A 25,902-nucleotide genomic window follows, 5' to 3' on the forward strand; every position below is an offset into this window, starting at 1 on the left:
CCATTAATGCAAATCGTCGGTGTTGATATGGGACGGTACATCTTTTGTATCAAGCTACTTCAGCTTGAAGCTGAGGGTCTGAAACCTTGAACTACGGAGTAAAACGAGGTCACTGCGTTTCACTGAGAGAATCATCAAACCATATAAAGCCCATCATTTTTTCATCTGTGGAACTCTGTGCTCTCTATATCTTCTGTGCTTCAAGGCTTAGCTCCTCATCAATCCCCACCAATCCCTATCAAGGCAAACTGCTGCCTGCTTTATTCAGACACTTTGTTCGTGGTGGGTGATGGGGCTTGCTTGCGGCGATCTTGAAAACTCGATCTGTGTGCCAGCTGAAAGCCTTAATTGCCAGCCACAGCGTGCTGCGAGTTTTTCATCGTGGGTAACAAGTACCAGCGTGGTTGCGGTTTCCCGGTTCAGCTCAAATAGCAAATCGGCAATTGCAGTTCCTGTGGCCGCATCCAGGCTGCCGGTGGGCTCATCGGCAAAGAGGATTTTTGGATCTGATGCAAAAGCACGGGCTAAGGCCACGCGCTGCTGCTCGCCGCCGGATAATTGTCTGGGCGTATGTTCCAGCCTATGGCTTAAACCCACCCGCTCCAGCCATTCTGTGGCACGGGCAGCGGCCTCTTTTTTGCCTGCTAATTCCAGTGGCAGCATGGTGTTTTCTAAAGCAGACAGCTCGGGCAAAAGCTGAAACGATTGAAATACAAAACCTGACACCTGCCCCCGCAGTTCGGCCCGCTGGTCTTCGTTTAAGCTGCCTAATTCTTTACCCGCCAGCGTAATTTGCCCGCGTGAGGCTTGATCTAATCCTGCAAGCAGGGCCAATAGTGTGGATTTTCCTGAACCAGAGCTGCCAACAATAGCAAGACTAGCTCCCGCTGGCAGGGAAAATTCAATATCATGTAAGAGATCAAGCTTTTCAACTGCGGTACTGACCGTTTTACCCAGGCCGCGCACGGCCAGCATTATTTCTGAGGAGTGATTCATGTGGCGTTTTGTATCCGTATTGGGTTTTAGTGTGTCGATGGCGTCGGCTCAGGCTGCAGCGCCATTGATCTTAGTATTTGGTGATAGCTTATCTGCCGGTTTTGGCCTCGCCGCTAATGCTGCCTGGCCTGCGCTGTTAGATCAGGATCTGGCTAAACAAGGCAAATCATGGCGCGTAGTGAATGCCAGTGTATCTGGAGAAACGACTGCCGGAGGGCTGACAAGGTTCCCGCAAGCACTAAAAACCCATCAGCCTAAAATAGTATTGCTGCAGCTGGGTGCCAACGATGGCTTACGCGGCCTGCCTCTTGCAGAGATGGAAAAAAACCTAGCCAGCATGATTAAAATGGCTAAAGCCAGCGGCGCTAAAGTGCATCTGATCGGCATGCAGATGCCACCTAATTATGGTGCAAATTATACTGAGAGTTTTGCCGCCATTTATCCCCGGCTGGCTAAGCAACACAGTATCAGCTTAACGCCATTTTTACTTGCTCCTGTCTATAAAAATATAGAACTCTTTCAGACAGATCAGCTGCATCCTAAGGCAGAAGCACAGCCTTTATTAATGAAGATGGTAGAAAAAGACTTGGGCAAGCTGATTTAATATTGAGTAAACGTAAAAAGGGCAAAGTCATGCAGACTTTGCCCTTTTTTGTTTTTGGATGGCTATACCCATGCTATTCAGGCATCCCTCAATTCTGTAGCTTCGCGCCCTGGTTCATATTGCTGCTTCTTTATGCTATGAGATCCATCACCACAAGATGTTCATTCCGGATGATGAGACTGAAGCTCAAACCCTGCAAATCAACGCATATATCCCGCTTCAAGATCATGCTGGGCATGGTTTGAACTGACAAGCCAGCAATAAGCACTGAGTAGTCAGCCTAGTTGTGATGATGAATATGTAATAAGTATTGAGCATCAGTCTGTTTATCCGCGTAACTCACACGTCATGGCAGAGCACTTTAAGGGGGGCCGTACAACAAACTCGCTCTGTATTGCGGATGCATTATGGCTGACACAGGGCAATCATTTGAAGATTTACAACATTCAGCGGTGCAATTAATAAATATTTAGTTTTCTTAATCTGTTGTTTTGTTTGTAAAAATTTATTCAGGGTAAATGATTTCTGCATTGTGATGTATGAATAATGTATTGACATTGTTTTTTTGTGCGAGTTGATTATTTATTCTTCCTGATAAGAGATTTAATACTTCGGATGGAGTGCTGGCTTTCCTTCTTGGCGTATTTAAAATCAACCGATGATGTCTTGTCGTTTATTTACTACAAATATAGATTTAATTGAAAATGTATTTGGCGAATGATTTTCTATGTATTTATATAAAAAACAACACAGTTAACCGCGGCTGGAAAAATGCTTGTTTTGTTTTTTTTGTATGTACAATTTTTTTTTGATATTTTTTTATTTAATTCACTGCTTGATTAGTTTTTTTTGATGAAAAAAATATATTTGTCGGAATATTTTTAGAGAAGCAAAGCTGGAATGGATTGCTGTTGATTCTTACAAGGATGATAGCAATTGAATGATGGACTAAAGTGTGCTTGCTTTTGGAGTAAGCTTTTTCCGTGCGCTACGGCGCATGCTATTTGCATAAAAACGATTTAAAATCAGGTGGATAGCGTTTTTTTGACGGTTTTGTTTAAAATTTTTGACGTTAATGGTAAAAATTGACAGGTTTTTTGTCATGGCATTAGTATTGAATCATTCAGTTTTTAGTCAGCTTTTGTTGGTTTGAAGGCAGTGGTTGCGGTAGTGAGTAACAGAGAAATAAGCATGTAAAGCTTCTGAAGTATATGGCGTGAACAGATCTCACAATGAGTCTTACTTTGGAAACGATATGGTCTCATTAGCCAGGCAGGAAAAAGAAATTTACAAAAACCGGCACTACATATGGTGGAGAGTCAGCCTGTTACTTGTACTGGTCATTGCTTTTGTTTTGGCGATTATTTCGTTTCTTAATTATTCTAATTACCGTAAAACTTATTTGGATTTAAGTTTATCAAGACATCTTGTTCTGGCCAAAGAGTTGCGCCAGATCATTGAGGCTGGATTAAATATTGGGATTAAACCATCAGAAAATTTAAATTTATTGCCAACCATTAATGAGCTAATGCGAAGCCATGCAGGTATTCACTATATATTTATAATAGATGAGAATGGTAATGTGACTGGTGAGGGGGGAGATCCTGCTGTAAATATTATATTTTATAAGAATAAAATTAAAGAAACACAGGAAAGAAAATACTGGCAAGAAATGACTTCAGACACTATTCAAATTGGGATTGTGTTTCTTAATAATTTTAATATTAAGACAGGCGCTGTGATAATTGGCTATGACAGATTAGCCATTGAAAACGCTACGCATCAGATGCGTAATAAATTAGTGCTCGATATGTTGCTTACATTCGTTCTGCTTGCTGTGCTGATTTTTGGTGGCGTATTTGCACTGACCAGAAAGTTTGCGAATGAGTTGGCCCAAGTGAGTGGAGTGATAGACAGCGCGATTGGAGCAGCAACACCGCTAAAAGTTGAGGGGCACGTTTTGAGTGGGAATGTCGCTCAGGACATTAACGACTTTACCGCACTTGGCCATCAGCTGGCTCAGAAAATGACTGAGTTAGAGCGGGAAATCTCCCCTGTTTCTCCTGTTCAATTGCCACAATCAGGAGGCGGGAAGTGAAGCAGCTGCAAATGCGTCTGGTTTTATTAGCAGGGGGAATGCTGCTGATCTCTGCCCTCTTTTTATCATGGCTGGCGTTGCAGCATTTTGATGAAGATTTGCCGCCTGAAATGGCAAGAACTGTCGCAGCAGTAAGCTATTCGGTTACCGGGGTGATAGAAAAAGCCGATCACTATGGTGTGCCGCTGGCTGAAATGGTTGGGGTAGAAGCATTTTTTGCAGCTGTACGTAAAGACAATCCCGATATCGCTTATATGGTTTTGAGCGATGCACAGGGCAAAATTATTTATCAGAATGCCTATGATGCTCTAGAGCAAAAGCCGGACCTACGCAATGTTACAGAGCCTGTGAGCCAAAAAGTGGGCGCGTATTTTAATACAAGCGTGCCGCTCATTTTTAAGCACCACCATGTTGGCACATTACATCTGGGGCAGCGATCTGAGCTGGTTGAGCAGCAGGTGCAAGAAATTGCTTATGACGTGATGACGGTATTACTGGTGGCCAGCCTGATTGCGCTTGAGTTGATGCGTTTTGTACTTACGTTTGTGATTGCCAGCCCAATTGACGTAACACATCACTTCTTAACTCGGATTCGGCAAGGAGATTTCAGTTATTACCTCCCTTTTGATCATCTGGGAGGGGTTGGGCAATTGAGCGCGCAGTTTAATCAGATTGTTGCCAAATTAAATCTGCGCTATCAGACGCTGCAGCAGCGGGCTGGTCAAGCGGGGTTGGCTGATTTACTTCAACAGCGGTTAGCAGCTTATCAGTTTCATGTCCCCGGCGAGCGTCGGACGCTCTATGCCACTGCTGTTGATCATATTCGATGGCCATTTTTCTTATTAATTTTTGCAGATTCATTATCACTATCGTTTTTCCCTGTTTATGTCGGGCAGTTTTATTCGCCTGCAATGGGGATTTCTAAAAATATTGTGATTGGATTACCCATATCGATATTTATGTTTACTTGGGCCTTATCAATGCCATGGGCGGGAATGTGGAGTGATCGGGTAGGCCACAGGACAGCGTTTATTACCGGCGCAGTACTTACTACAATTGGCCTTATTCTTACGGCCTGCGCACAATCGTTATATGACCTGTTGTTATGGCGCTCGTTTACAGCATTGGGTTATGGGCTGGTCTTTATTACTACTCAAAGCTATGTGGCAAGTCATACACCGATTGCCCAAAGAACCCGGGGGATGGCTGTTTTTTTATCCTGTTTTTTTGCGGGCTCTTTATCGGGGTCGGCAATTGGAGGGATTCTGGCCGACCGGCTTGGTAATAGCTCTACTATTTTATTGTCTGGATTACTCAGTGCAGCTTCGGCCCTTTTTGTATTGCGTTTTCTGCACAGCAATCCTGATGCCAGTGTTGTGGCAAAGAAGAAATTAAGTATTAATGATTTCAAGAGTCTGTTAAAGAATAAAAAATTTGTTGTTATTACTTTTCTGGCCGCGGTGCCTGCAAAAATTGCACTAACGGGTTTCTTGTATTACTCGGTTCCGCTGTATTTAAAGTTATTGGGAAATAATCAATCGACTACAGGCAGGGTCATGATGGCATATGGCCTGGCAATTATTGTTTTATCGCCATATGTGGCAAAAATGGCAGACAAAATTGGCCATCTGCGGTGGTTTGTGAGTATTGGGGGGTATGCCGCCGCTGCCGCCATGTTTATTATTTATTTTTTTGATAGTACGGCAGGTTTACTGGCAAGTATTACTTTATTAGGTATTGCCCACGCTATTGGGGTATCACCGCAGCTGGCTTTAATTAATGATTTTTGCAAAGAGGTGGTTGAGGAAGTAGGGGGAGGAACTACAACAGGTATTTTCCGGTTAATTGAACGCCTAGGTAATGTTTTAGGCCCGATTATTGCGGGCGTGCTTATTTCCCAGTTTGGTTTTAATGGTGCTTTTTTTGGAATTGGTTTGGTATCTTTAATTTGTGCCACTTGCTTTACTGTTATGTTTTTTTTGTTTGAAAGAAATCAAACCCGTGCCGCATTTGCTGGCTGATGGAATAAAGGAAATAGCAAATGTATTTTCGTTTCATAATTATATTTACATATTTGTTACTTTTTCCTTTGGAGTTAAAAGCAGCTGAAATAAATGAAAAACCACCGTATAAAATAATGATGATTCTTTATCGTGGATTTACCGACGCAGAAAAAGGGTTTGTTTCATATTTTAAGCAACACCACATTGCAGCTGAATTTATTATTCGTGATGCGCAAGCTGATAATACAAAAATTGCCGAATTTGTGAGTGAAGCACGTGAATTAAAGCCGGATTTGATCTACACCTTTGGCACAACGGTAACCGCAGAAGTGGTTGGTTTAGTCGGGCAGGTTAATCCTGAAAAGCATATTACGGATATTCCGGTTGTATTTAATATTGTTGCTGACCCAATTGGGGCAAGGCTTGTTAAAAACATGCAGGCTTCCGGGCGAAATTTAACAGGTGCATCACATTTAGTGCCACTGAGTGCACAAATGAATGCACTACAGAAAATGCGCAGTACGCAAACACTGGGTGTGATTTATAACTCACAGGAAAAAAATGCAGTACTTGCAGTGCAAGGGCTGGAAAAAATTGCAGCTAAAAATAAATTTTCTTTAGATTTATCTCCTGTTGCGCTTGATGAGAATAATAAACCGGGACTTGATGGGATAAAAAAGGCTACACAAGAATTATTAGCAAGAAAACCCCAGTTTATATATATCCCATCAGATTCATTTATGATTAAAAATGCGCAGACAGTGGTGCAGGCAGCACAGGCAGCAAAAATCCCCGTCTTTTCTGCCACCGAAGCGCCTGTTCGGAATGATGGCGCATTATTGGGGCTGGTGAGTACCTATTTCAATGTGGGGGAATTAGCCGCACATAAGGCAGAACAGATACTTTTAAAGAAAGAGCACGTCTCAAAAATACCTGTTGAGTTATTAAACCGGTTTACCTATTTGGTAAATATGGGGGCGGCAAAAAAATTAGGGATCTATCCTCCTTTGGCTGTGGTTAAGTTTGCAGAATTAATCTCTCCGCTGGATGGGGTTGATGCAAGTGAATGATAAGTTTTTTTATGTTTATAATTTTTGGTTTAAATATTTTTTGTAGTAAGCAATGGGGCAGCGCCAGTCAGCTGCACAATGGACCCGCTAAACTATTTGTCTGAAAATGACAAAGGTTATGGCTGGTTTTATATAACCTGAAGGGAGTTAAGCTATGACAGAAAAATCTGAAAATATTAAAAACGCTAGTTTAGAAAGTGATGTTCAATCAAATGAAGAAAAGTCCAAGGTATTGGATCTTCAGGAACTTGCGGAAGTCAGTGGTGGCGTTACGGGTGAAACTCCATCTGAATGGAGTACTGTGAGCAATTATTGTGCAAGCGAAGCGGAACAAAACGGTGCTGCATAATTAATATGCGGAATAAAAATTTTTATTGAATTTTAAAGGAATAATCATGACTAAGAAATCAGAGAATATTGCTGTAGAAAATGACAGTGTAGTTAGTGATGACAAATCTAAAGTTTTAGATTTACAGACTCTGGCTGAAATTAGTGGAGGGGTTACAGGTGAAACTCCTGCTGATTGGAGCACTGTCAGCAATCATTGTGGTAAAGCTGAAGAAAGTAACGTTGAATAAATAGCTATTAAATTAAACAAATAGCATTATTGTTATTTGTTTTTTAGTTTATATAGTAGCGGATTTTTTCCGCTACTATTTCTGATTATTACTTTTGTAGGTTTAAATGTGGAAAATTCTTTGCGAGAGTTGTTGAATAGCAATAGTAATGATTATTTTATCCCGCAATCTGCATACAAACCATCTATGTTTTATTATGAACATGTCTCTAAACAGCTTCCGAATATGTGGCGTTTAAATCAAGGCCATTTTTGGACTCAGACTTTGTCTCCAAAGGCAAAGCATCCTGCTCAGGGCTGGAAAATTCATGTTTCAGCCTTGCCTGAATCTGCATTGCGAATTTTAAATAAAGTCGCATCGGTTTGCTTTAGCTATGGTGTTGAATTTAAGTTCGCCAGTGATCCGCATATCTTAATTTCGCAGCTGCGTAAGAGCTGCTCGCGTCAGTCTGCCGGAAAATTTATAACTATTTACCCGGGGAGTGATGAGATATTTAAAAGACTGATTGAGTCACTTTATGCAGAGTTAAAAGATGAAAAGGGGCCGTATATATTGTCCGACCGGCAGTATAAAGATGCATCGGTACTTTTTTACCGCTACGGAGGTATTCAGTCATTCCCGGAGATTAACGTAAATGGCGAAAGAACGCTGTGTATCTTAAATGACAAATACGAATTTATTGAAGATATCCGATCCCCGTATTTTATTCTTCCTGATTTTGTTACAGATGAACTTTGCCTGAAAATTTCTCCTTTGACGAATGCAAATAAAACTGTTGAAAAAATAAATGTACAACTGTTTGGCGGAAAATATGAAATTATTTCCGTTATTAAACATTCAAATGCTGGCGGCGTTTATAAGGCTAAAAACGTGGTTACACAGCAAGAGGCAATTATCAAAGAGTGCAGGCCTTATGTTGAAATTAATGATGAAGGTGTTGATTCGATAGAACGTCTAAAAAAAGAGTTTAGGATTTTATCAAAAATATCAAAAACAGAGATCAGTGCTGAAGCTTTGGATTTTTTTGAGGAGTGGAATCATTCGTTTATGGCCCAGGAGTTGATTGAGGGGCAAAATTTGCGTCAATATATTGCCAGATCCAATAAGCTGATTCATGCAACTTCTTCCGACAGAGTGATGAAGCAGTGGTTTGAAGATGTATTAAATATATCAGTGCAGCTTTTCGAAAAAATTATACTACTGCATGAGTATGGTATTGTATTTGGCGATTTGTCTCTGAACAATATTATTGTCAACCCGGGTAATTTGAATATAAAGCTGATTGATTTTGAAGGGGCTTTTGAGCTAGGGGTAGATAGAAATACGAATATGTTTTCGCCTGGCTTTGGTAAGCATTCCAGAAAAGTTAAAAAGACAGTTGATTTTTATGATGATTATTATGCATTAGGTAGTTTTTTGATGGCAATGATTTTGCCAAACCCTACCTTGAGTGAAATTAATGAGGATTTTGTAACGATAGCGCTGGGTGAATTAAGAAAAGATATTGGGCTGCCTTATGGGTATATCGAATGTGTGAATTATCTTTATTCAGATGAAGTCATTGATCTTGGTGTTTGCGTTGAAAAATTAAAGATGTGCAGCGTAAATGAAATAAGTGGGTATAAATTTAAAGTTGACAACAAAAAAAGCATTCATGCATTTTGCGAAAATGTAGTTAGTAAAGTTTTTGAATATAATGCCAATATGATGGATGTGTCCTTATCAGGTCGAATTTTGCCCTTTGGCCCCAAATTCGATGATTGCATGGCTGTAGATCATGGCGTGCTTGGGGTGGCATATGCATGGCATAAAGCTTCTGATTCTGTTCCCGATACATTGAATGATTGGATATTGCGTCAGTTTAAATTAGAGGCGCATTTGCCGGGTTTGATGAACGGCCTGAGCGGAATGGCTTGGGCATTATTTGAAACAGGCCATCAGAAGCTGGCAGGACAAGCATTAAAAATGGCGGCAGGGCATCGTTTATTATTCCAAAAAATGTCTCTTGCTTATGGTGCAGCAGGCTATGGCTTAGCCTGCCTTAATTTATGGCAAAAAACAAATAAAGAGCACTATCTGTCTGAGGCAGTGAAAATAGCCGATATTATTTGTGAGACTGCAATGGCAGAGGGCGATGGTTGCTCATGGGATAATGTTGAAGGTAAAGGGACTGGCGTGGGGCTTATGGAGGGTGCCAGCGGCATTGCTCTTTTCTTACTGAATATATATTGCGCTACAAAAAATGCCCGTTATTTATTGGTTGGTGAAAACGGGATTAAATTTGATATTTCTTGCGGAAGAGAAATCGAAGGGACATTTGGTTTTCCAAAGCATACTGTTAATGGGAACAATATACTCTATCCTTACCTAGCGCATGGTAGTGCAGGTGTGGCCAGTGTTGCATTGCGTTATTACGTCATAACAAAGAATGTAGAATATCTTCACTTTATTGAAAAAGTAAAACCAGCCATTGCACAGAAATATACTATTTCTCCAGATTTGTTTTCCGGGCTGTCAGGCTTGGCGAATTATATGCTGGATGTTTATGAATTTTTGGGCGATGAGTCATATCTTGACCTAGCTTATCGGGCTGCGGAAGGGTTGAAATTATTTACCATTAAAAGAAAAGAAGGTTTTTCTTATCCGCTTCTGACTCCTAATAAAATTTGTACTGATTATTCATCCGGCTCTGCCGGAGTGGCCCTCTTTATGAATCGTTTAATTAATCATAGTGGAAATTTTAATTTTATGACTGATGAGCTGATTAAGTGTTTTCATTCAGAAGATAGTGATTTATTGCTCACTATGCCATGATTTTATGTTTTAGCCGCTGCTATCTGTTCAGATTATGCATATTGTGCAGTCTGATCTGAGGTCTTGTTTTTTATAAATATTTAAAAGATCAGAGGTTATTTTTGTATTATTTCTTGATTTTAATTAACAGAAAATATTTCCATATATTTATTATATATATGTTTTTTTCGTTATTTTATCTTGATACAAGAGCTTCTGAATTTTGGCTATCCACCGCCATTGAGCAATCTCTAAAGCAAAACCCAGACATACAAATTCAAAGCACTCAGATTGCTGTTGCTCAGGGGCAGTATTTGCAGGCGGCCGGGCAATTTGATTGGGTTTTGTCTTCTGGCCTTTTATACGATAAAAAAGTCACACCGCAAATCAATAGCGCAGATGGGCTGTTGATAAATAGCGGCTATCAATTGGGGATGAGTAAGCAACTGCATAATGGCATGAGTTTGAATGGCAGCTTAGATGCCCTCGCTAGTGATGGGCAGCTGTTGCAGCAAAATCGGCTTAAATTTGATGTGTCTCTGATTGTGCCATTGCTGCATGGCCGTGATGCCACTGCCTCTTCAGAAGATGTGGCTAAGCTGAATATTGAGCTGAGCCGTTATCAACTGCGGGACCGTATTGCGCAGACGCTTTATAACACGCTGCTGGCGTACTGGAATTACCGCAGCCGGGTGGATTTAGAAAAAGTAGCGCAGAGTAGTGAGGAGCGTAGCCAGAGCCTGCTGCGCTCTATTCAAAAGCTGGTGGATGCGGGTGAAAAGCCGCGAGCCGATTTGGTTTTGCTACAAGCAGATCACAGCGACAAAATCAGCCGGCGGCAAGCAGCGGCGCTGGCGCGTATCGAGGCCAGAACGGTGCTGGGTCGCTTATTGGGCCTAGATGAGCTGGCGATCAAGCAGCTGCCTGAGCCCTCTGATGCCTTGCCTGCCCAGCTAACAACGCTGCCGTTTTTTTCTACCGAAGCAATCAGTATTGCGGCCTTGCAGCAACGCCCAGACGTAAGAGCGCTGGCAGTGCAGCTGGATGCGGCGCGGCGGCAGATGCAGGCAGTGCAGGAGCGGCTTAAACCTCAGCTGGATTTACAGCTGGGGCTGGGCTATGCCAAGGCATCGGAGGGCGGTAGCCGCTATGGCTTTGCCGCAGAAGCTGGGCAAATTCAAGCCTCGCCCTCGGTGTTTGCTCGGCTAAATTATCAATTTCCTTTGCAAAACAATAGTGCCAGTGGGGCCATGCAAGAGCGCTCTGCACTGCTGTCTCAGCTCTTAATTCGGCAAAAAGATTTAAATATAGGGGTAGCTTCTGGAATAGAAAGCGCTTGGCAGGCTTTATCTAATAGCAGCGAGCAACTCAAAGTGGCAAAGCAAGCTTTGTCCTTGTACGAGCTGGCGGTGAGCCAAGAAGTAGTCAAACAAAAAAATGGGATTTCCACCCTAATTGATGTGATCAATGTCGAAACGCGCTTTGTCAGTGCCAGGGTGAATTACTTGCAACTACAGCTGGCCTACGCCAGTGCGCTGGCTAAATTGCGCTTTGAAACTGGCACGCTACTGCCCGTAGCCAGCATGCATGATGACGAGGTGGTTTCACTAGATGTCAGCGATATGGCTGGTTTAGGGCCACTTACTTCTTTCCATTAATTTGAGCTAAGCATAAGCCATGCAAAAAAAAGGTCTTTTCAGGCAAGTTGCACTTAACCGCCTATCCTCGCCCGAAGAGCTAGATAGCTTGCTGCAAGTCACTTCTAGCAAGGGCTGGATTGCCTTGGCGGGAATTGCCCTCTTGTTGCTCACACTGATTGCGTGGTCTGTGCTTGGTAAGCTGCCAACTAAGCTTATGGGCCAGCAATGCATCTTGGTCAAAAATGGTGGGGTGATTGTACTGACGACTTCGGCCAGTGGGCGCTTATCTGATCTGGCTGTCGAGCCTGGCGATATGGTGACGCGTGGACAAATCATTGGTCGGTTGGAGCAGTATGACTTGCTACAAAAAATCAAATCAAGCGAGGCGCGTTTAAAAGAGGTAGAGGCTCAGCATGCCCAAGCGGTGGCAATGGCGGCGCAAGGTTTGTCGCTGCGGGATGCGACTATGGGGCAGCAAACACAAAATTTGCAGCGCCAGTTGGCATCGGCTAATCAACGCGGGCAATTGCTGCAAGAGCGTATAAACAGTCAAGCCTCGTTGTTTGAGCAGGGTTTGATTACCAAGCAAACCTTAATTACATCGCAGCTGGAGCTGGAAGCGGTTCGTTTAGAAGCTGAAACCATTAAGGGCCAGTTTAAGCAGCAGGATGTGGCGAGGCTAGAGGGCAAAAAGCAGAGTGATAATGAAGTGGTACAAACCCAGAACCAGCTAGATGACGTAAAGCGCACGCTGGCTTTGATGCGACGGGATGCCAAGAATTTTACTTCTATTATCAGCCCTTATTCAGGTCGGGTGCTGGAAGTCAAGGCGGCGGAGGGGCAGTTGGTTGAGCGGGGTACGCAGCTGATCAGCGTGGAGCAGGGCGGAGTTGATATGAATGAAATCGAAGCTTATATCTATTTACCCGCAGCTGAGGGCAAGAAAGTCAGTGCCGGGATGAAGGTGGAGATCAGCCCAAGTACGGCTAAACGTGAAGAGTTTGGTTTTTGCCTGCATTTATTAGCAGTGTTGCCGATTACCCTTCTACCGATCAGGGCCTGATGCGGGTGTTTGCTAATGAAAAATTAGTTCAGCAACTGACCGGCACGCTGGCACCGATTCAAATTCTGGCTTCGCTCAAGCCTTCTTCGGTTAATCCCAGTCATTACGAATGGTCTACCCGCAGCGGCCCGCCTTTTTCTATTCAGAGTGGCACAGCGTGTTCGGCGGCGATTACGCTTTCTGAGCAAAGGCCGATTACGCTGGTGTTGCCGATTCTTAAAAAAGCCTTAGGTTTGGATTAAGCCATGCTAAAAGCGATGGATATGCTGTGGCAGCGTGTGCTGCGTTATAAGCCTGAGTGGGTGCTAAAAATACATCAAGTGAAAACACCCTCTGTATTGCAAATGGAGGCCGTGGAGTGTGGGGCGGCGTCGCTGGCAATGATTCTGGCCTACTACAAAAAATATATTCCACTGGAGCAATTGCGAGTGGATTGCGGCGTATCCAGAGATGGCAGCAAGGCGTTGAATGTGGTGAAGGCGGCAGAAAAACATGGTTTGCTGGCTAAGGGCTACCGTAAGGAGCCTGCAGATTTACGCAGCATGCAGCTGCCGATGATTTTATTTTGGAACTTCAATCATTTTTTAGTCTTGGATGGTTTTGCCAAAGATAAGGTGTGGTTAAACGATCCGGCAAAGGGGCGTTGCTCCGTCAGCGAGGCAGAGTTTGATCAGTCCTTTACGGGAGTGGTGCTTACCTTTGAGCCGGGGCCAGATTTTCAACCCGCAGGCAGCCCGCGTAGTTTAATTGATGGTTTACAAAGCCGCCTGACGGGGACGTGTGAGGCGCTTGTCTATTTGGTACTGCTGGGGCTGGCCTTAGTGATCCCAGGCTTACTTATTCCGGTGTTTACCTCGGTGTTTATCGATCAGGTTTTAGTGGGGGGGCTGACAAGCTGGATGGGCCCTTTAATTGGCGGCATGTTGGCGACTTCCTTACTGGTGGCGGTGTTAACTTGGATGCAAAAACATTATTTACTCAAGCTAGAAACCCGTATTGCCTTGAGCACCTCGGCCCGTTTTTTTTGGCATGTATTACGCTTGCCCGTGGGTTTTTATCAGCAGCGATCTGCCGGTGATATAGGTGCACGGGTTGGCATTAGCGACCGAGTTGCCAATATTTTGTCGGAAGACCTCGTCTCTGCGCTACTGAGCGTGATTACCGCACTATTTTTTGCCGTGATTATGCTGTTTTATGATCTGACTATGAGCCTGATTACGATAGGGATCGTGGTGGTCAATGTGCTGGTATTGCGCTATGTATCACAGCGCCGTAAGGAGCTGAATCAAAAGCTATCCATTGATCGTGGCAAGGTGATGGGCACGTCTATGAATGGATTAATGCTGATTGAAACCTTAAAGGCCTCCGGTGCGGAGTCTGATTTTTTTAGCCGCTGGGCGGGCTATCAGGCAAGGTTGATGAATTCTACTCAAGCCATGAGCCGTACTTCTATTTCCTTGGATTTATTGCCGAAGTTCTTAACGGCAGCTAATGCGGCGTTGGTTTTGGGTATTGGCGGTGCAAGGGTGATGCAAGGCGATATGACGATCGGCATGTTGGTGGCTTTTCAGGCGCTGGTAGCTAGTTTTATTAACCCGAGCAATGCACTGGTGGCGCTAGGGGGCAAGATACAGGGCTTTCAAGGGGATATGGACAGGCTGGATGATGTGATGCGCTACCCTTGTGAAGATATCGTCGCTTTAGAAAAAAAAGATGAGCTTCTGGTTTCGGCCAAGTTAGAAGGGCACCTTGAATTACGTAATGTCACCTTTGGCTATAGCCGTCTGGAGCCTCCGCTGCTGGAGAACTTTAACCTGATTTTAGAACCAGGGCAGCGGGTGGCCTTGGTAGGGGCATCTGGTTGTGGTAAATCGACCATCTCTAAATTGGTGGTGGGTTTGTACGAGGTATGGGATGGGCAGATCCTCTTTGATGGCAAGCCACGCAGTGCTTGGCCACGGCAGCAATTATTAAACTCAGTGGCTTCGGTTGATCAGGATATTGCGCTTTTTTCTGGCAGTATTCGTGACAATTTAAGCATGTGGGATAGCACCACGCCTTTGGCGGATATGGTTGGGGCGGCCAAAGATGCTTGTGTGCACGATGTGATTGCGCTGCGGCCAGACGCTTACGACAGCGTCGTTGCTGAAGGGGGAGGAAATTTTAGCGGAGGCCAGCGCCAGCGGCTGGAAATCGCTAGAGCGCTGACATCAAATCCGCGCCTATTAGTGCTGGACGAAGCCACCAGCGCGCTTGATCCGCTCACCGAAAAACACATTGATGGCCATTTACGCCGCCGTGGCTGCAGCTGCCTGATTGTGGCGCACCGATTGAGCTCAATCCGAGATTGCGATGAAATCATCCTCCTCGATAAGGGCAAGGTGCTCGAGCGCGGCTCGCATCCACAATTAATGCAATTAGATGGTCATTACGCAAGGCTGATTGCCAATGAATAAGCCCTTAGAGAGATTAGCGCAGCCATTAATACAGCTTGGTGAGCTTAGCCAGGCTAGCTTAATACGGGGCGCTGCCGAAAGCGTCTGCCTGCTAGAAAAAGGCAGCGTTGATGTGTTTATGGTTAAGCAAGATGGCACGGGAGCGCGCAGTTTTTTATTCACCGTGGTGGCGGGCGAGCTTTTGATTTTCCCTACAAAGGATAGAGCAAAAGCGGTGCTCGCCCAGCCCAGCCCCGATGCTGAATATAGAATAATTGCCAAAGCTGCATTATTAGATCATGTAGTACAGACCAAGGCTATGCTAGCCAGTTTGCTTGCACCCTTGATTGAGCATATTGCTGCTGCCTTTGCCGAAAAAGCCGCTAGCGATTGCCTGATGCTTGGTTCAGAGCAAGCTTGTAGCCAAGAGCAAGCGCTTACGCTGGGCGCAGAAAGGGCAGGGCTTTGGTTTACGAGCTCTGGGCAGACGCGCTATTTTGGCCAACTACCCTGCGAAGCGGGTGCTTTGATGCCGCTGCCCTTAAACACTTGGGTCAGTTTGGCCCCAAGCAGTGAGCTGAGTTGTTTTGAGCCAGACGCGTCTATGCCGCCTGAAGTGCAGTTTGAAGGCGTAGCGGAGTTGTTTAGCCTGCTACTGCAATGGGTGACGGTGCAAAAAAATCACGCTGCAGAGCAAGAGTTACAGCGCTTACAAATGAAAAGCGCGCAGGGCAGTCAGGTGATGGCTAATGCACTGGCGGGTTTTGTGACCTTGTTTAGTTTGCAATCAGCGAGTGATCACAGAGGCAGTGATCGCCTGCTAGCTGCATGCAAAGTAATTGGTCGCAGGCTGGGGGTGACGTTTAAGGCCGCCCCTGCTGAGGGAGTCAGGGGCAAAGATGCCGTTAGGGAAATTGCTCAGGCATCGGGCGTGCGCACTCGTATTGTTGCTTTAAAGGGTGACTGGTGGCGCCATGATAATGGCCCCTTGCTGGTGTTTGTTGAGCAAAGTAAACAGGCTTTTGCACTTTTGCCCTTGCGCGGTGGTGGCTATCAGATACATGAGCCGCAATCAGGCGAAGTGACACAGCTTAATGCGGAGTTTGCCGCTCAGCTTGCGCCATTTGCCTATACATTTTATGCAGCCCTGCCCAGCAAAAAACTTGCCCTCAGTGATATTTTGCAATTTGTTTTTTTTGCGATACGGCAAGACCTTGCTGTTGTGGCTGCGATTGCCTGCGCTAGCGCCTTGCTGGGGATGGCCATCCCTTTGGCTAGCGGTCATTTATTTGACAGTGTTTTTCCTGCCGCTGATTACGGGCAAATGGTTCAGTTGGTTGTTATCTTGTTTATTGCCAGCATCGTCACCCTCTTATTTGAAGCCACCCGCTCGTTGGCAATGCTGAGAATTGAAGGGCGGGCAAGCAGCGATTTACAAGCCGCCGTATGGGATAGGGTACTGGCCCTGCCTGTGCCTTTTTTTCGGGATTATAGTGCTGGCGATTTAGCGATGCGAATCAATGGCATTAATGAAATTCGTCAAGCCTTATCGGGCACGGTGATTGCATCGTTGATTAGTAGCTTATTTGCTATTTTAAATGTGTTTTTATTATTTTATTACAGCGCCAAATTAGCCATGCTGGCCATTTTATTAGTTACTTTGGCGATTGGCTTTAACTTAGCGGTGGGATATTTCGGTGTACGGATTACTCGGCAAACCGCTGCAGTCAGCGGTAAGTTGTCTGGCATGGTGCTGGAGTATTTAAGCGGCATTAGTAAGCTAAGAATCACTGGCGCTGAATCACGGGCCTTTGCCAATTGGGCGGCGGATTTTGCGGCTCAAAAGCAACTGGCACTACGTGCGGGTAGGCTTAGTAATCTAAATAGCGTCTTTAGTGCGGCGTTTCCTGTGGCGGCAAATGCGCTGATTTTTGCTTGTCTTGCTATGGCGCTTGCTGAGCCAGCAGGGGTTAAATTCTCTAGCGGGGATTTTATTGCTTTTGGCGCAACATGGGCTGTTTTTTTGGGGGCGGCACTTTCATTAGTTAAAACGGGGCTTGATCTATTGGCCATTACGGCGACATACGATCGCACCCGGCCCATTCTTGAGGCCTGCCCCGAAGTTGATGAAAGCAAAGCCAGCCCAGGCCTTTTGCAAGGCGCTATTGAGCTGAGCCATCTACGGTTTGCATACGCAGCCGATGCCCCGCTGGTGCTGGATGATGTCTCTATGACGATTCAGCCAGGCGAGTTTATTGCCTTGGTTGGTGCATCAGGATCAGGCAAGTCAACGCTGCTGCGGCTGATGCTGGGTTTTGAAACCCCAACCCATGGCGGTGTGTATTACGATCAGCATCATTTGGCCGATGTGGATATCGGTGCCGTGAGGCGTCAGCTGGGCGTAGTGCTGCAAAGTGGCCGTTTAATGAGTGGTGATATTTTTAGCAATATCATTGGTTCAAGCCCTTTAAAGCTGGCCGATGCTTGGGACGCGGCAAGGGCTTGCGGGCTGGATCAGGATATCAATGCCATGCCGATGGGCATGCATACCATCGTCAGCGATGGCGGGGGCACCTTATCTGGCGGGCAGCGGCAGCGCTTACTCATTGCTAGGGCCATCGTAAATAAACCGCGGATTGTGTTTTTTGATGAGGCTACCAGCGCGCTGGATAATCAGAGCCAAGCACTGGTCAGTGCCAGCATGGATCGGTTGCAAGCCACCCGTGTGGTGATTGCCCACCGGCTCAGCACCATTATTAATGCCGATCGCATTTATGTGATGGATAAGGGAAAAATCGTGCAGAGCGGCACATATCAACAATTAATCGGCGAGGAAGGATTATTCGCTGAGCTGGCAAAGCGGCAAATGGCTTAAATCTGCATCACCCTAGAGGCTGCAATGATTAAAAAACTGATAGTAATTGCTTTAACGATGAGCACGGTAGCTGGCTGCGATAATAAATCGCTGGCTCAGCAAAGGGCTGAAAAATTGGCGCAAGCCAGCCAAGAGTTATTAATTGCTGTTGCTTGGCCATTGCAATCAAGCAAGGCCACTTTAATCGACGGGATTAATTTAGCCGTTGATGAAGTGAATCAAAGCGGCGGGGTATTGGGTAGAAAAATAAAAATTCAACTCAAGGATGATACCGCCTCGCTCAGTAAAGGGCGGCTAGTTGCTCAAGAAATTGCCGACGATATTGCGGTGGCGGCGGTGATTGGGCATTTAAATTCGTATATTGCCGCTCCAGCTGCGCAAATTTATGAGCGAGCAGGTTTGTTAATGATTACTCCTGGCGCCAGTGTGCAAAAAATCACCGAGCAAGGGGGTAAATATACCTTTCGCAGCTTGCCAGGCAATAGAGATCAAGGGCGGCAAATCGCCGATTACGCGGTATCGCAAGGCTATAAAAATATTGCGATTTACTATATAAAAAATGATTATGGTATTGATTTAGCAAATTACTTTGAGCAGCGGGCGCATGAGTTGGGTATCACGGTGGCAGACCGTCGCTCTTATAATATGGGAGGAGATAATCATGCGGCTATTCTGGCAGATTGGGGGGCATTTCTGGCTACCGATGCTATTTTTCTGATCGGCTCTTTGCCAGAAAGTGCAAAAATTTTGCAGGAGATGCGAGTAGCTGGTTTAAAAGTGCCAGTGTTTGGTGGTGCTGGGCTGGATTCACCTGAATTGATTAAATTGGGAGGAAAAAACACTGAGGGTACGGTGGTGTTTTCCTTATTTAATATGGGAGACCCCCGCCCAGAAGTGCAGATTTTTGGTGAACACTTTAAGAAAAAATTTGGGGTATTACCAGACAGCACGGCGGCTCAAGGCTATGACACCGTTAAATTACTGGTGCAGGCGATGAAAACGGCCAATAGTGCTGTGCCAGCCAAAGTGGCTACGGCATTAAGAGCCACTAAAAATTGGCAGGGTGTAACGGGCGTAGATACATATAGCAGCAAGGGTGATTTGGTAGGAAAGCATCTTGCTAAGGTCGTGGTAAAAAATGGTAAATTTGAATATTTTAAAACGACAGCACTGAAATAATTAACTGAAGAATAAAAAGAGGCAGCTTTGAAAGGCTGCCTCTTTTTATTAATAGAGCTGTTTAATTTAATGCGTGATTAAAACTTGTAATTCGCCTTGGCATACCAGCTACGGCCACTTGGGGATGTGTACTTAGGATCGAAACCCACTTGGAAGTGATCGGCCTGATTGGTGAAAGGTGGATCGGTATCAAACAGGTTTTTCACACCTAAAGTCAGCTCAATGCTCTTGGTACGGTATGTGCCTTGTAGGCCCCAAGTGCTGTAAGCCTCAACGGTACGATTGACTTGTGATTCCGCACCGGTTTTAGGGTCGACGTAAGTCACTTGGTTTTGGTCGATATAGCTGGATGTTAGATTGTTGGTGAGCGAAGCACCCCATTCAGCCATATTCCAGGACAGCGTCAGATTGTGTCTCCAGCGTGGGTTCATGCCAAGGTCAATATACTGGCCAACGCTGTCAAAGAAAGCGCCATCTTTTTCACGCTGATACTCGTTGGTGATGGTGTAAGTGCCTTCTAAGCCGATGCGGAAAGTGCCGTACTCTGTTTTTGGCAGCGCGGCTAAGATAGAAACATCTAGGCCATCGGTGCGTAGTTCGCCCAGATTCAGTGATTTGGAATCGATATAGTCAATTTGTCCTGGCAAACCTGCGGCAATATCCGCAGCAGTACGTGCTTTACGAATCACTTTATCTTTGTACTTGGCATAATCCCCCATGATGGTGGAGTCGGAAATGGTGTCGATCCGGTCTTTGATATTGATATTCCAGTAATCAACGCCCAGTGAGAAGTTTTTTACTGGCTCTATCAGGAAACCAAAGGTGTAGTTAGTGGATAACTCAGGTGTGAGCGATTTGCTGCCGCCTTGCACCAGGTTTAATTGCAAATTGCAATCGAGCGGGCTCTTGGTTGCTGCGCAGCGTTCAGGATCGTTGTAATTCGGCCCGGTATTGGTTTTGCTGCTTGGGCGGTTTAAATCGTCCAGGGTAGGGGCGTGATAACCGGTGCTGATCGAGCCACGTAACACCACTTCATCGATGGGCTGATAACGGAAGCTCACCTTAGGATTGGTGGTGCTGCCCATATCGTCGTAATGGTCGTAACGTAGCGCAGCTTGCAGTTCCAGATTTTTCAGTACCGGGACGACTACTTCGGCAAAGCCGGCATAGACTAGGCGCTCACCGTTGGTGGACTGACGATTACCGCCACCGCCTAAGATATCGCCGCTGGATAAAATGGCTTCAGGGGTATAAGTGTAGGTTTCTTTACGTACGTCGCCACCAAAGGCAAAGCCAACTTTACCGGCGTCCAGCTCATAAATTTCTTTAGAAAACTGAACGTCGGCAGATTTATTACTGGTTTCACCACTCTGTACTTTGCCGGTGATTTTTGTGGCATCTAATGCGGCTTTACCTGCGGCATCCTGCGGGCCAAAGGGGTTGATTACGCCGCTGAGCATGGCTGGCAGTAATTTGCTTTCATACAGCCAGCCATTGGTGTACTTATCTTCGGTTTTATTCAGTGCATAAACTAGGGCTGCACGGTAATCCCAGCCTGCTACTTCACCTTCGGCACCCACAATAAAGCGATGCTGATCGGATGTGGCTTCGTTTTCACGGGGGCCAGCATCAATGCCGCGCCATTGCAGCTTTAAATCGCCAAGCGTGCCTTTATATGGGTCGTATTTGCCGTTGGCAGGGTAAAGTAAGTTGTCGCCATTAAAGGTGGTGGCGCTGGAAACGGGTACAGGGGATGAGGAATAAGTCCCTACATTGCGGGTAAATAAATAATCGGCAAAGACTTGGGTATTGTCATTTACTTTTAAAGTGCCCTTGCTGTAGAAAGAAAGGCGCTCTTGCGGGGAAACAATATCAATAATACTGGCGTAATCAAAACGGCAATTACCCCCCGTAGCAAAATTTGGATTAGCAACAGGAATTGATCGGGGCTGATCGCAGCCGGTTAAATAGCCAACGTTAACGGGTTTGCCACCAGGACCATTAATAATGGTGGCAGGAAATGTATTGGCCGATGTTTTATCAATTTCTTTATCTGGAATATAAGATGTTTTGGAATAACTACGGTCTTTAGCGGCCAGTGCTTCCTGTTTGGATACATCTAAAGCCATAAAGACGTTGTAATTGTCTTCTTCAAGGTTACCGAAACCAAAACTAAAGTTGGCTTTTTTAACTTCGCCGCCACCATCAAAGGTTTGCTCAACGCCGCCGCCAATTTCTGCGCCAACAAAATTTTTCTTGAGAATAAAGTTCATTACGCCGCCGATTGCATCGGTGCCGTAAACCGCAGACGCGCCATCTTTTACAATTTCAACCCGGTCCACTGCGCCCAGCGGGATGGAGTTCAAATCAACCCCCGCACTATCAAATGCGTAGTTGGCCATGCGGCGGCCATTTACCAGAATCAGGGTTTTAGATGTTCCTAGACCACGCAAATTTGCGCCAGAGAAGCCCGGTTTACCTGAGTCGCCCACTGCTTGTGCTTGAGCATAGCCATTGCTGCTGGCGGCGAGGTTATCCACTAATTCGGCTACGGTAGTGGCGCCGGTTTTCGCGATTTCCTGCTTACCCAGCACCTGAACGGGCGTTGCGCCCGTTTTTGCGGTGCGTTTGATATTGGAGCCGGTAACTTCAACTCTTTCTACTTTGTTGACGGTTTCTGCTGCATTCGCACTGATGATTGCGCCTGCACCAATCATTGCGATGGCAATGGTCATTTTTTTCATCTGCATACGTAATCCCCCGCTGTTTAGCTATGTTTTGTAGCGCCCTGTTTGAAACAGTGGCTGGCTGGTTTCTTGCTCATGCTGGAACTAAGGGAAAATTAGCAGTTGTGACTTTTTACCATGTAACCAAATGTAACCATTTTGAACGATTGAAAATGAGAATAAAAACCACCATCACAGCACTGAAAAGAGCGGTGGCTTTGCTGCCGGAAGGGGGTGGATTGTGATCAGAAACACAAAGATGGCTTTCAAAGGCAATTCTGTTTTAGAGTCTAGTTTGAAAATAATTGTTTAAAATCATATTGTTGTGTTTTGTTTTATGCTTGGATATCTTTTGTTTTTATTTTGTTTAAAGTAAGTTTTATGAAAATTTGAAACAATTTTTGTATTGCCGTGGCTATTTCTTTCTTATTTTGTAATTATTTTTTATGCTAATTTAATCTGTCATCATGATGTGTTTGTGCCAATTTATGGCTATGGGTTGTTATTTTTTGCTATTGACTAATTTTTAATATTTGTATTTTATTTTTTTGCATGGCGCTTTGTAGGCTGTTTTTTGTTGCTCTATTACAACGTAAAAACACTAAGTTGCTGGATCTTAAATATTCCAGAAATATATCTGCAGATTACCGCTGGAATGCCAGCATATTGTGCCGTTGAGAATTTAGAAATTTAAATGGCTGTTTTATGTTTTCCGTGTACTTATTTAAGAATAGATCTATGACTTGTTGTGCGAAGGCATGAGGGGGGATGTGTGTCGGTGTGAGTGCAGATCAAGCATCCTGGATTTTAAGGTTTGTCAGCAAGTAGCCTGATCATGTGTCTTAGCTGATCAAGCCATTCAAAAAATACCGTATTTTTACGGGCTTGAATTCCTTTCTTTCAACTGCAATGCTAAGTACTCTTGTAGGGCATTGCATATGCCTTGCTGCTGATCGGGTCGCTGAAATGGATTTATTTATCCTGAATAAGGATGTCAACGCTTTAGAAAACCAGCTGGTCTTATTAAATAATGCCGACAGACTGGAAGCGCTGGTTCATCTGGCATGGCATTTGCGTCAGCGTGATTGCCAGCAGGCCCTTTTGCTGGCGAATGAGGCAGATCTTTATTGCGAAAAGGCTGGCCGAATTGATCTGCGTGCCCGTTTATTATTAGTGAGGGCAGAAATTCGTCTGTTGTTTGCTGATTTTGTATTGGCGGAACAATGGGTGCATGAGGCGGCCGGAATATTCAATGAACTGGGTGATCATGAGGGCTCAGGTGATGCGCTCTGGCTGATTGCTTCAGTTTCAAATGATCGTGGGCAGGTCAGCCAGGCCATCGCTTATCTGGATATGGCACTGCTTGAGTACCGCTTGGCTGGCGATGCTTTGCGTGTGCAAATTGTGCAGGCTCGCCAGCTATTGTTTTCTGTTTTTCGTGATCCAGTTGCTGCAGGTCAGGCCTTGCAGCGTACTTTTCCTGCGAATGAAAAATATTCTGCGCCATTGGTGGCGATGGTCGCTCCGGCACAGGCACTGGCTGCCATTTTAACGAATGCGCCCAGCTTAGCGATCAAGTGTTTTTTAGATGCATATTATGCTGCGCTGGAAAGTGGCCAGGTGAGAAGCGCCTTATTGTCAGCAAATAATATAGCGGATTCATTTGATCAGCTGGGTGATCAGGAAACCGCGCTGGAGTGGACAGAGCGTGGGCTTTCCCTCGCGCGAAAAACCGCTTGGCCTGCAAGTATTGGCACGTGTTTGCTTGTGGTTGCAGGCATTATGCGAAAGCTGGGGCGCTATGACGAGGCAAGAGCCTGCTTGCAGGAAGCGCTGCTGCTGATGGCAGAAATGGCGGGCTCACGTAATTATCTTTTGCTTCTTTCGGCGATTGGCCTTTTAGAACTAGATGTGGGAAACAATGAGGCGGGACTTTCTGCCTTTACTCAGCTGGAAAGCCTCGCAAATGCGGTGCCGGATTTGCTTGTTATTGCATGGCGGGGGCAGGCTGATGCCTTGCTTCATCTTGGTGAGGCAGAAAAAGCCAGAGAAAAGGCGCTTGAAGCGCTGGCGCTGGCCCAAGCCCACGATAATACCGATATGCAAATTCAGAGCTTACGCATTTTGGCGCAAATTTATGCGGGCTATGATTTGCCTGCTCCAGAGGGCCTGGCTGCCTCCGCGGCCTGTTTGCATTATTTGCATGAAGCCTTAAGAGTAGCCTCTACAATTGGTGGCTATACGATTCCCTCAGATTTGTTTACACAAATTGCTTCAGCTTATGCGGCCTGCAGTGATTTTCCTGCCGCATATCAATACAGCCTAGCAGCTGCCGATGCGCGGACAAAATCGTATTCAGAGGTGGCAGCCAAGCGTGCACTAGCGATGCAAATCAACCATGAGGTCGAACGGGCACACGCAGAAACCGAACACCACCGCCAAGTTGCCAAAGCATTCAAAGAAACCAGTGCCACCCTAGAAACGCTGGGCATGGTTGGCCGTGAAATAACGGCCAGCCTCAATATACGTGAGGTATTTTCAGCCCTGCACCGTCATGTGCACCTGCTGCTGGAAGCCAGTAGCTTTGTGGTTTACTTAATAGACGATCAGGCTGCCGCTTTAACCATGGCTTTTGGATTGGAGTTGGGCGAGCCTTTACCCGCGATTGTGATTCCAAAGGATCATCCAACATCAAATATTGCCCGCTGCGCCCGGGAGCGGCAGGCGGTTTTGATCCACCTTGCGGCAGATAATCAGGATACAACGCTGATTCCGGGCGCGGTGGATACACAAAGCCTGCTTTATGCGCCTTTAATTGTGTGCGAGCGTTTGCTGGGGGTGATGTCCATTCAGACTTCGCAAGCCAATGCCTATGGTGAGCGTGAGCTGTCTATTTTTTTAGCCCTCTGCGCGTATGGTGCAATTGCGCTTGATAATGCCTCCGCCTATGCCGCAGCCGAAGCGTCACAGAACAGGGCAGATCAGGCTTTGAGTGAGCTGAGGCAAACACAGGGGGAATTAATCCAGCGGGAAAAACTGGCCTCTTTGGGCTCATTAGTTGCAGGCGTTGCTCATGAACTTAATACGCCGATTGGCAATAGTCTGTTGGTGGCCAGTACATTAAAAGATGAAAGCCGACTGTTTTTTCAGCAGGTTCAGCTGGGCGCTGTGAAGCGTTCAGATTTAGAGCGTTATTGCAAAAGTGCGGAGGAATCGTCGGATTTATTGATGCGCTGTCTGATTAAAGCGGCAGATTTGATTGCTCGTTTTAAGCAGCTGGCGGTTGATCAGACCTCAGATTTACGCCGCTCGTTTGATTTACGCACCGAGTGCGAAGATGTGGTGTTGATGCTGAACAGCCGTCTGAGAGGAGCAGGGCATCAGCTCAGGCTGGATGTGCCTGAAGGGCTGCTGATGGATAGTTATCCAGGTGCTTTTGGTCAGGTGCTGAGTAATCTGATCATCAACGCCATCGTTCATGGTCTGGATGGAAAAGAGCAGGGCTTGATCTTGATTGAAGGAAGACTGCAGGGCGATACGCATATTGTGCTTATTGTTCAGGATAATGGTAAAGGCATCTCTGCCGAACATCTGGAGCGGGTTTTTGAGCCGTTTTTTACTACGCGTTTCGGCCAGGGGGGCAGTGGCTTGGGTCTGCATATTAGCTACAATATTGTATATTCTGTTTTGAAAGGCAGTATCGGCGTAAGAAGCCCTTTGGGTGAGGGCGCAAGATTTGAAATGATTTTGCCCTTATCTGTTGGCTGAGTGTTTGTAAGGCAGGGCCGGAACGGCATGAATTCATACTTCAGGCGGCGGTTTTTAGTGTGGCGTAGTGAAGA

The 25,902-nt window shown here is 45.6% G+C and carries 16 protein-coding genes; 14 read left to right on the forward strand and 2 right to left on the reverse strand.

Annotated features, from left to right (window positions below; genetic code table 11):
* Positions 1–264: 264 nt before the first annotated feature.
* The gene (locus tag DYD62_RS06995) at positions 265–996 is read right to left on the reverse strand and encodes an ABC transporter ATP-binding protein (RefSeq protein ID WP_233702882.1); all 732 of its coding nucleotides are present in this window, start codon (positions 994–996) and stop codon (positions 265–267) included.
* Here DYD62_RS06995 and DYD62_RS07000 point away from each other — a divergent pair.
* The 13 genes from DYD62_RS07000 (at position 995) to DYD62_RS07060 (ending at position 19,334) form a co-directional block, all read left to right on the forward strand.
* Complete coding sequence (locus DYD62_RS07000; protein ID WP_115226678.1) at positions 995–1,600, forward strand: arylesterase; 606 nt, start codon at positions 995–997, stop codon at positions 1,598–1,600. The two genes, DYD62_RS06995 and DYD62_RS07000, sit on opposite strands and share 2 nt — an antisense overlap.
* 1,255 nt (positions 1,601–2,855) lie before the next feature.
* Complete coding sequence (locus DYD62_RS07005; protein ID WP_115226679.1) at positions 2,856–3,698, forward strand: hypothetical protein; 843 nt, start codon at positions 2,856–2,858, stop codon at positions 3,696–3,698.
* Positions 3,695–5,719 (forward strand): MFS transporter, encoded by a 2,025-nt coding sequence (locus DYD62_RS07010; RefSeq protein WP_115226680.1) that lies wholly within the window; start codon positions 3,695–3,697, stop codon positions 5,717–5,719. Before DYD62_RS07005 ends, DYD62_RS07010 begins: the two co-directional genes overlap by 4 nt.
* 20 nt (positions 5,720–5,739) lie before the next feature.
* On the forward strand, positions 5,740–6,771 hold the full coding sequence (locus DYD62_RS07015) for an ABC transporter substrate-binding protein (RefSeq protein ID WP_115226681.1): 1,032 nt from the start codon (positions 5,740–5,742) through the stop codon (positions 6,769–6,771).
* Between the two features lie 154 nt (positions 6,772–6,925).
* Entirely contained in the window at positions 6,926–7,120 is a 195-nt protein-coding gene (locus DYD62_RS07020) for a class III lanthipeptide (protein WP_115226682.1), read from the forward strand.
* Between the two features lie 46 nt (positions 7,121–7,166).
* Positions 7,167–7,349: a class III lanthipeptide gene (locus DYD62_RS07025; RefSeq protein WP_115226683.1), complete on the forward strand. Its 183-nt coding sequence runs from the start codon at positions 7,167–7,169 to the stop codon at positions 7,347–7,349.
* A 108-nt stretch (positions 7,350–7,457) separates the two neighbouring features.
* Positions 7,458–10,163 carry a class III lanthionine synthetase LanKC gene (gene lanKC, locus DYD62_RS07030; RefSeq protein WP_132038673.1) on the forward strand — a complete coding sequence of 902 codons (2,706 nt, stop codon included), beginning with the start codon at positions 7,458–7,460 and terminating at the stop codon, positions 10,161–10,163.
* 158 nt (positions 10,164–10,321) lie between these two features.
* Positions 10,322–11,800 (forward strand): TolC family protein, encoded by a 1,479-nt coding sequence (locus tag DYD62_RS07035; RefSeq protein WP_115226685.1) that lies wholly within the window; start codon positions 10,322–10,324, stop codon positions 11,798–11,800.
* A 19-nt stretch (positions 11,801–11,819) separates the two neighbouring features.
* The gene (locus DYD62_RS07040) at positions 11,820–12,845 is read left to right on the forward strand and encodes an NHLP bacteriocin system secretion protein (protein ID WP_115226686.1); all 1,026 of its coding nucleotides are present in this window, start codon (positions 11,820–11,822) and stop codon (positions 12,843–12,845) included.
* Positions 12,791–13,087 (forward strand): hypothetical protein, encoded by a 297-nt coding sequence (locus tag DYD62_RS07045; RefSeq protein WP_147288267.1) that lies wholly within the window; start codon positions 12,791–12,793, stop codon positions 13,085–13,087. Before DYD62_RS07040 ends, DYD62_RS07045 begins: the two co-directional genes overlap by 55 nt.
* Positions 13,088–13,090: 3 nt before the next feature.
* Positions 13,091–15,301 (forward strand): NHLP family bacteriocin export ABC transporter peptidase/permease/ATPase subunit, encoded by a 2,211-nt coding sequence (locus DYD62_RS07050; protein ID WP_172476483.1) that lies wholly within the window; start codon positions 13,091–13,093, stop codon positions 15,299–15,301.
* Entirely contained in the window at positions 15,294–18,155 is a 2,862-nt protein-coding gene (locus DYD62_RS07055) for an NHLP bacteriocin export ABC transporter permease/ATPase subunit (protein WP_115226688.1), read from the forward strand. Before DYD62_RS07050 ends, DYD62_RS07055 begins: the two co-directional genes overlap by 8 nt.
* A gap of 24 nt (positions 18,156–18,179) precedes the next feature.
* Positions 18,180–19,334, forward strand: a complete 1,155-nt coding sequence (locus DYD62_RS07060; RefSeq protein WP_115226689.1) for an ABC transporter substrate-binding protein — start codon at positions 18,180–18,182, stop codon at positions 19,332–19,334.
* 77 nt (positions 19,335–19,411) lie between these two features.
* On the opposite strand, the gene DYD62_RS07065 is transcribed toward DYD62_RS07060, so the two are convergent.
* A complete protein-coding gene (locus tag DYD62_RS07065; RefSeq protein WP_115226690.1) occupies positions 19,412–22,084 on the reverse strand; it encodes a TonB-dependent receptor plug domain-containing protein in 2,673 nt (890 codons plus the stop codon).
* Between the two features lie 942 nt (positions 22,085–23,026).
* On the opposite strand from DYD62_RS07065, the gene DYD62_RS07075 reads away from it, so the two are divergent.
* A complete protein-coding gene (locus DYD62_RS07075) occupies positions 23,027–25,828 on the forward strand; it encodes a sensor histidine kinase (protein WP_165928684.1) in 2,802 nt (933 codons plus the stop codon).
* Positions 25,829–25,902: the final 74 nt, after the last annotated feature.

Source organism: Iodobacter fluviatilis, assembly GCF_900451195.1.
Classification (GTDB): domain Bacteria; phylum Pseudomonadota; class Gammaproteobacteria; order Burkholderiales; family Chitinibacteraceae; genus Iodobacter; species Iodobacter fluviatilis.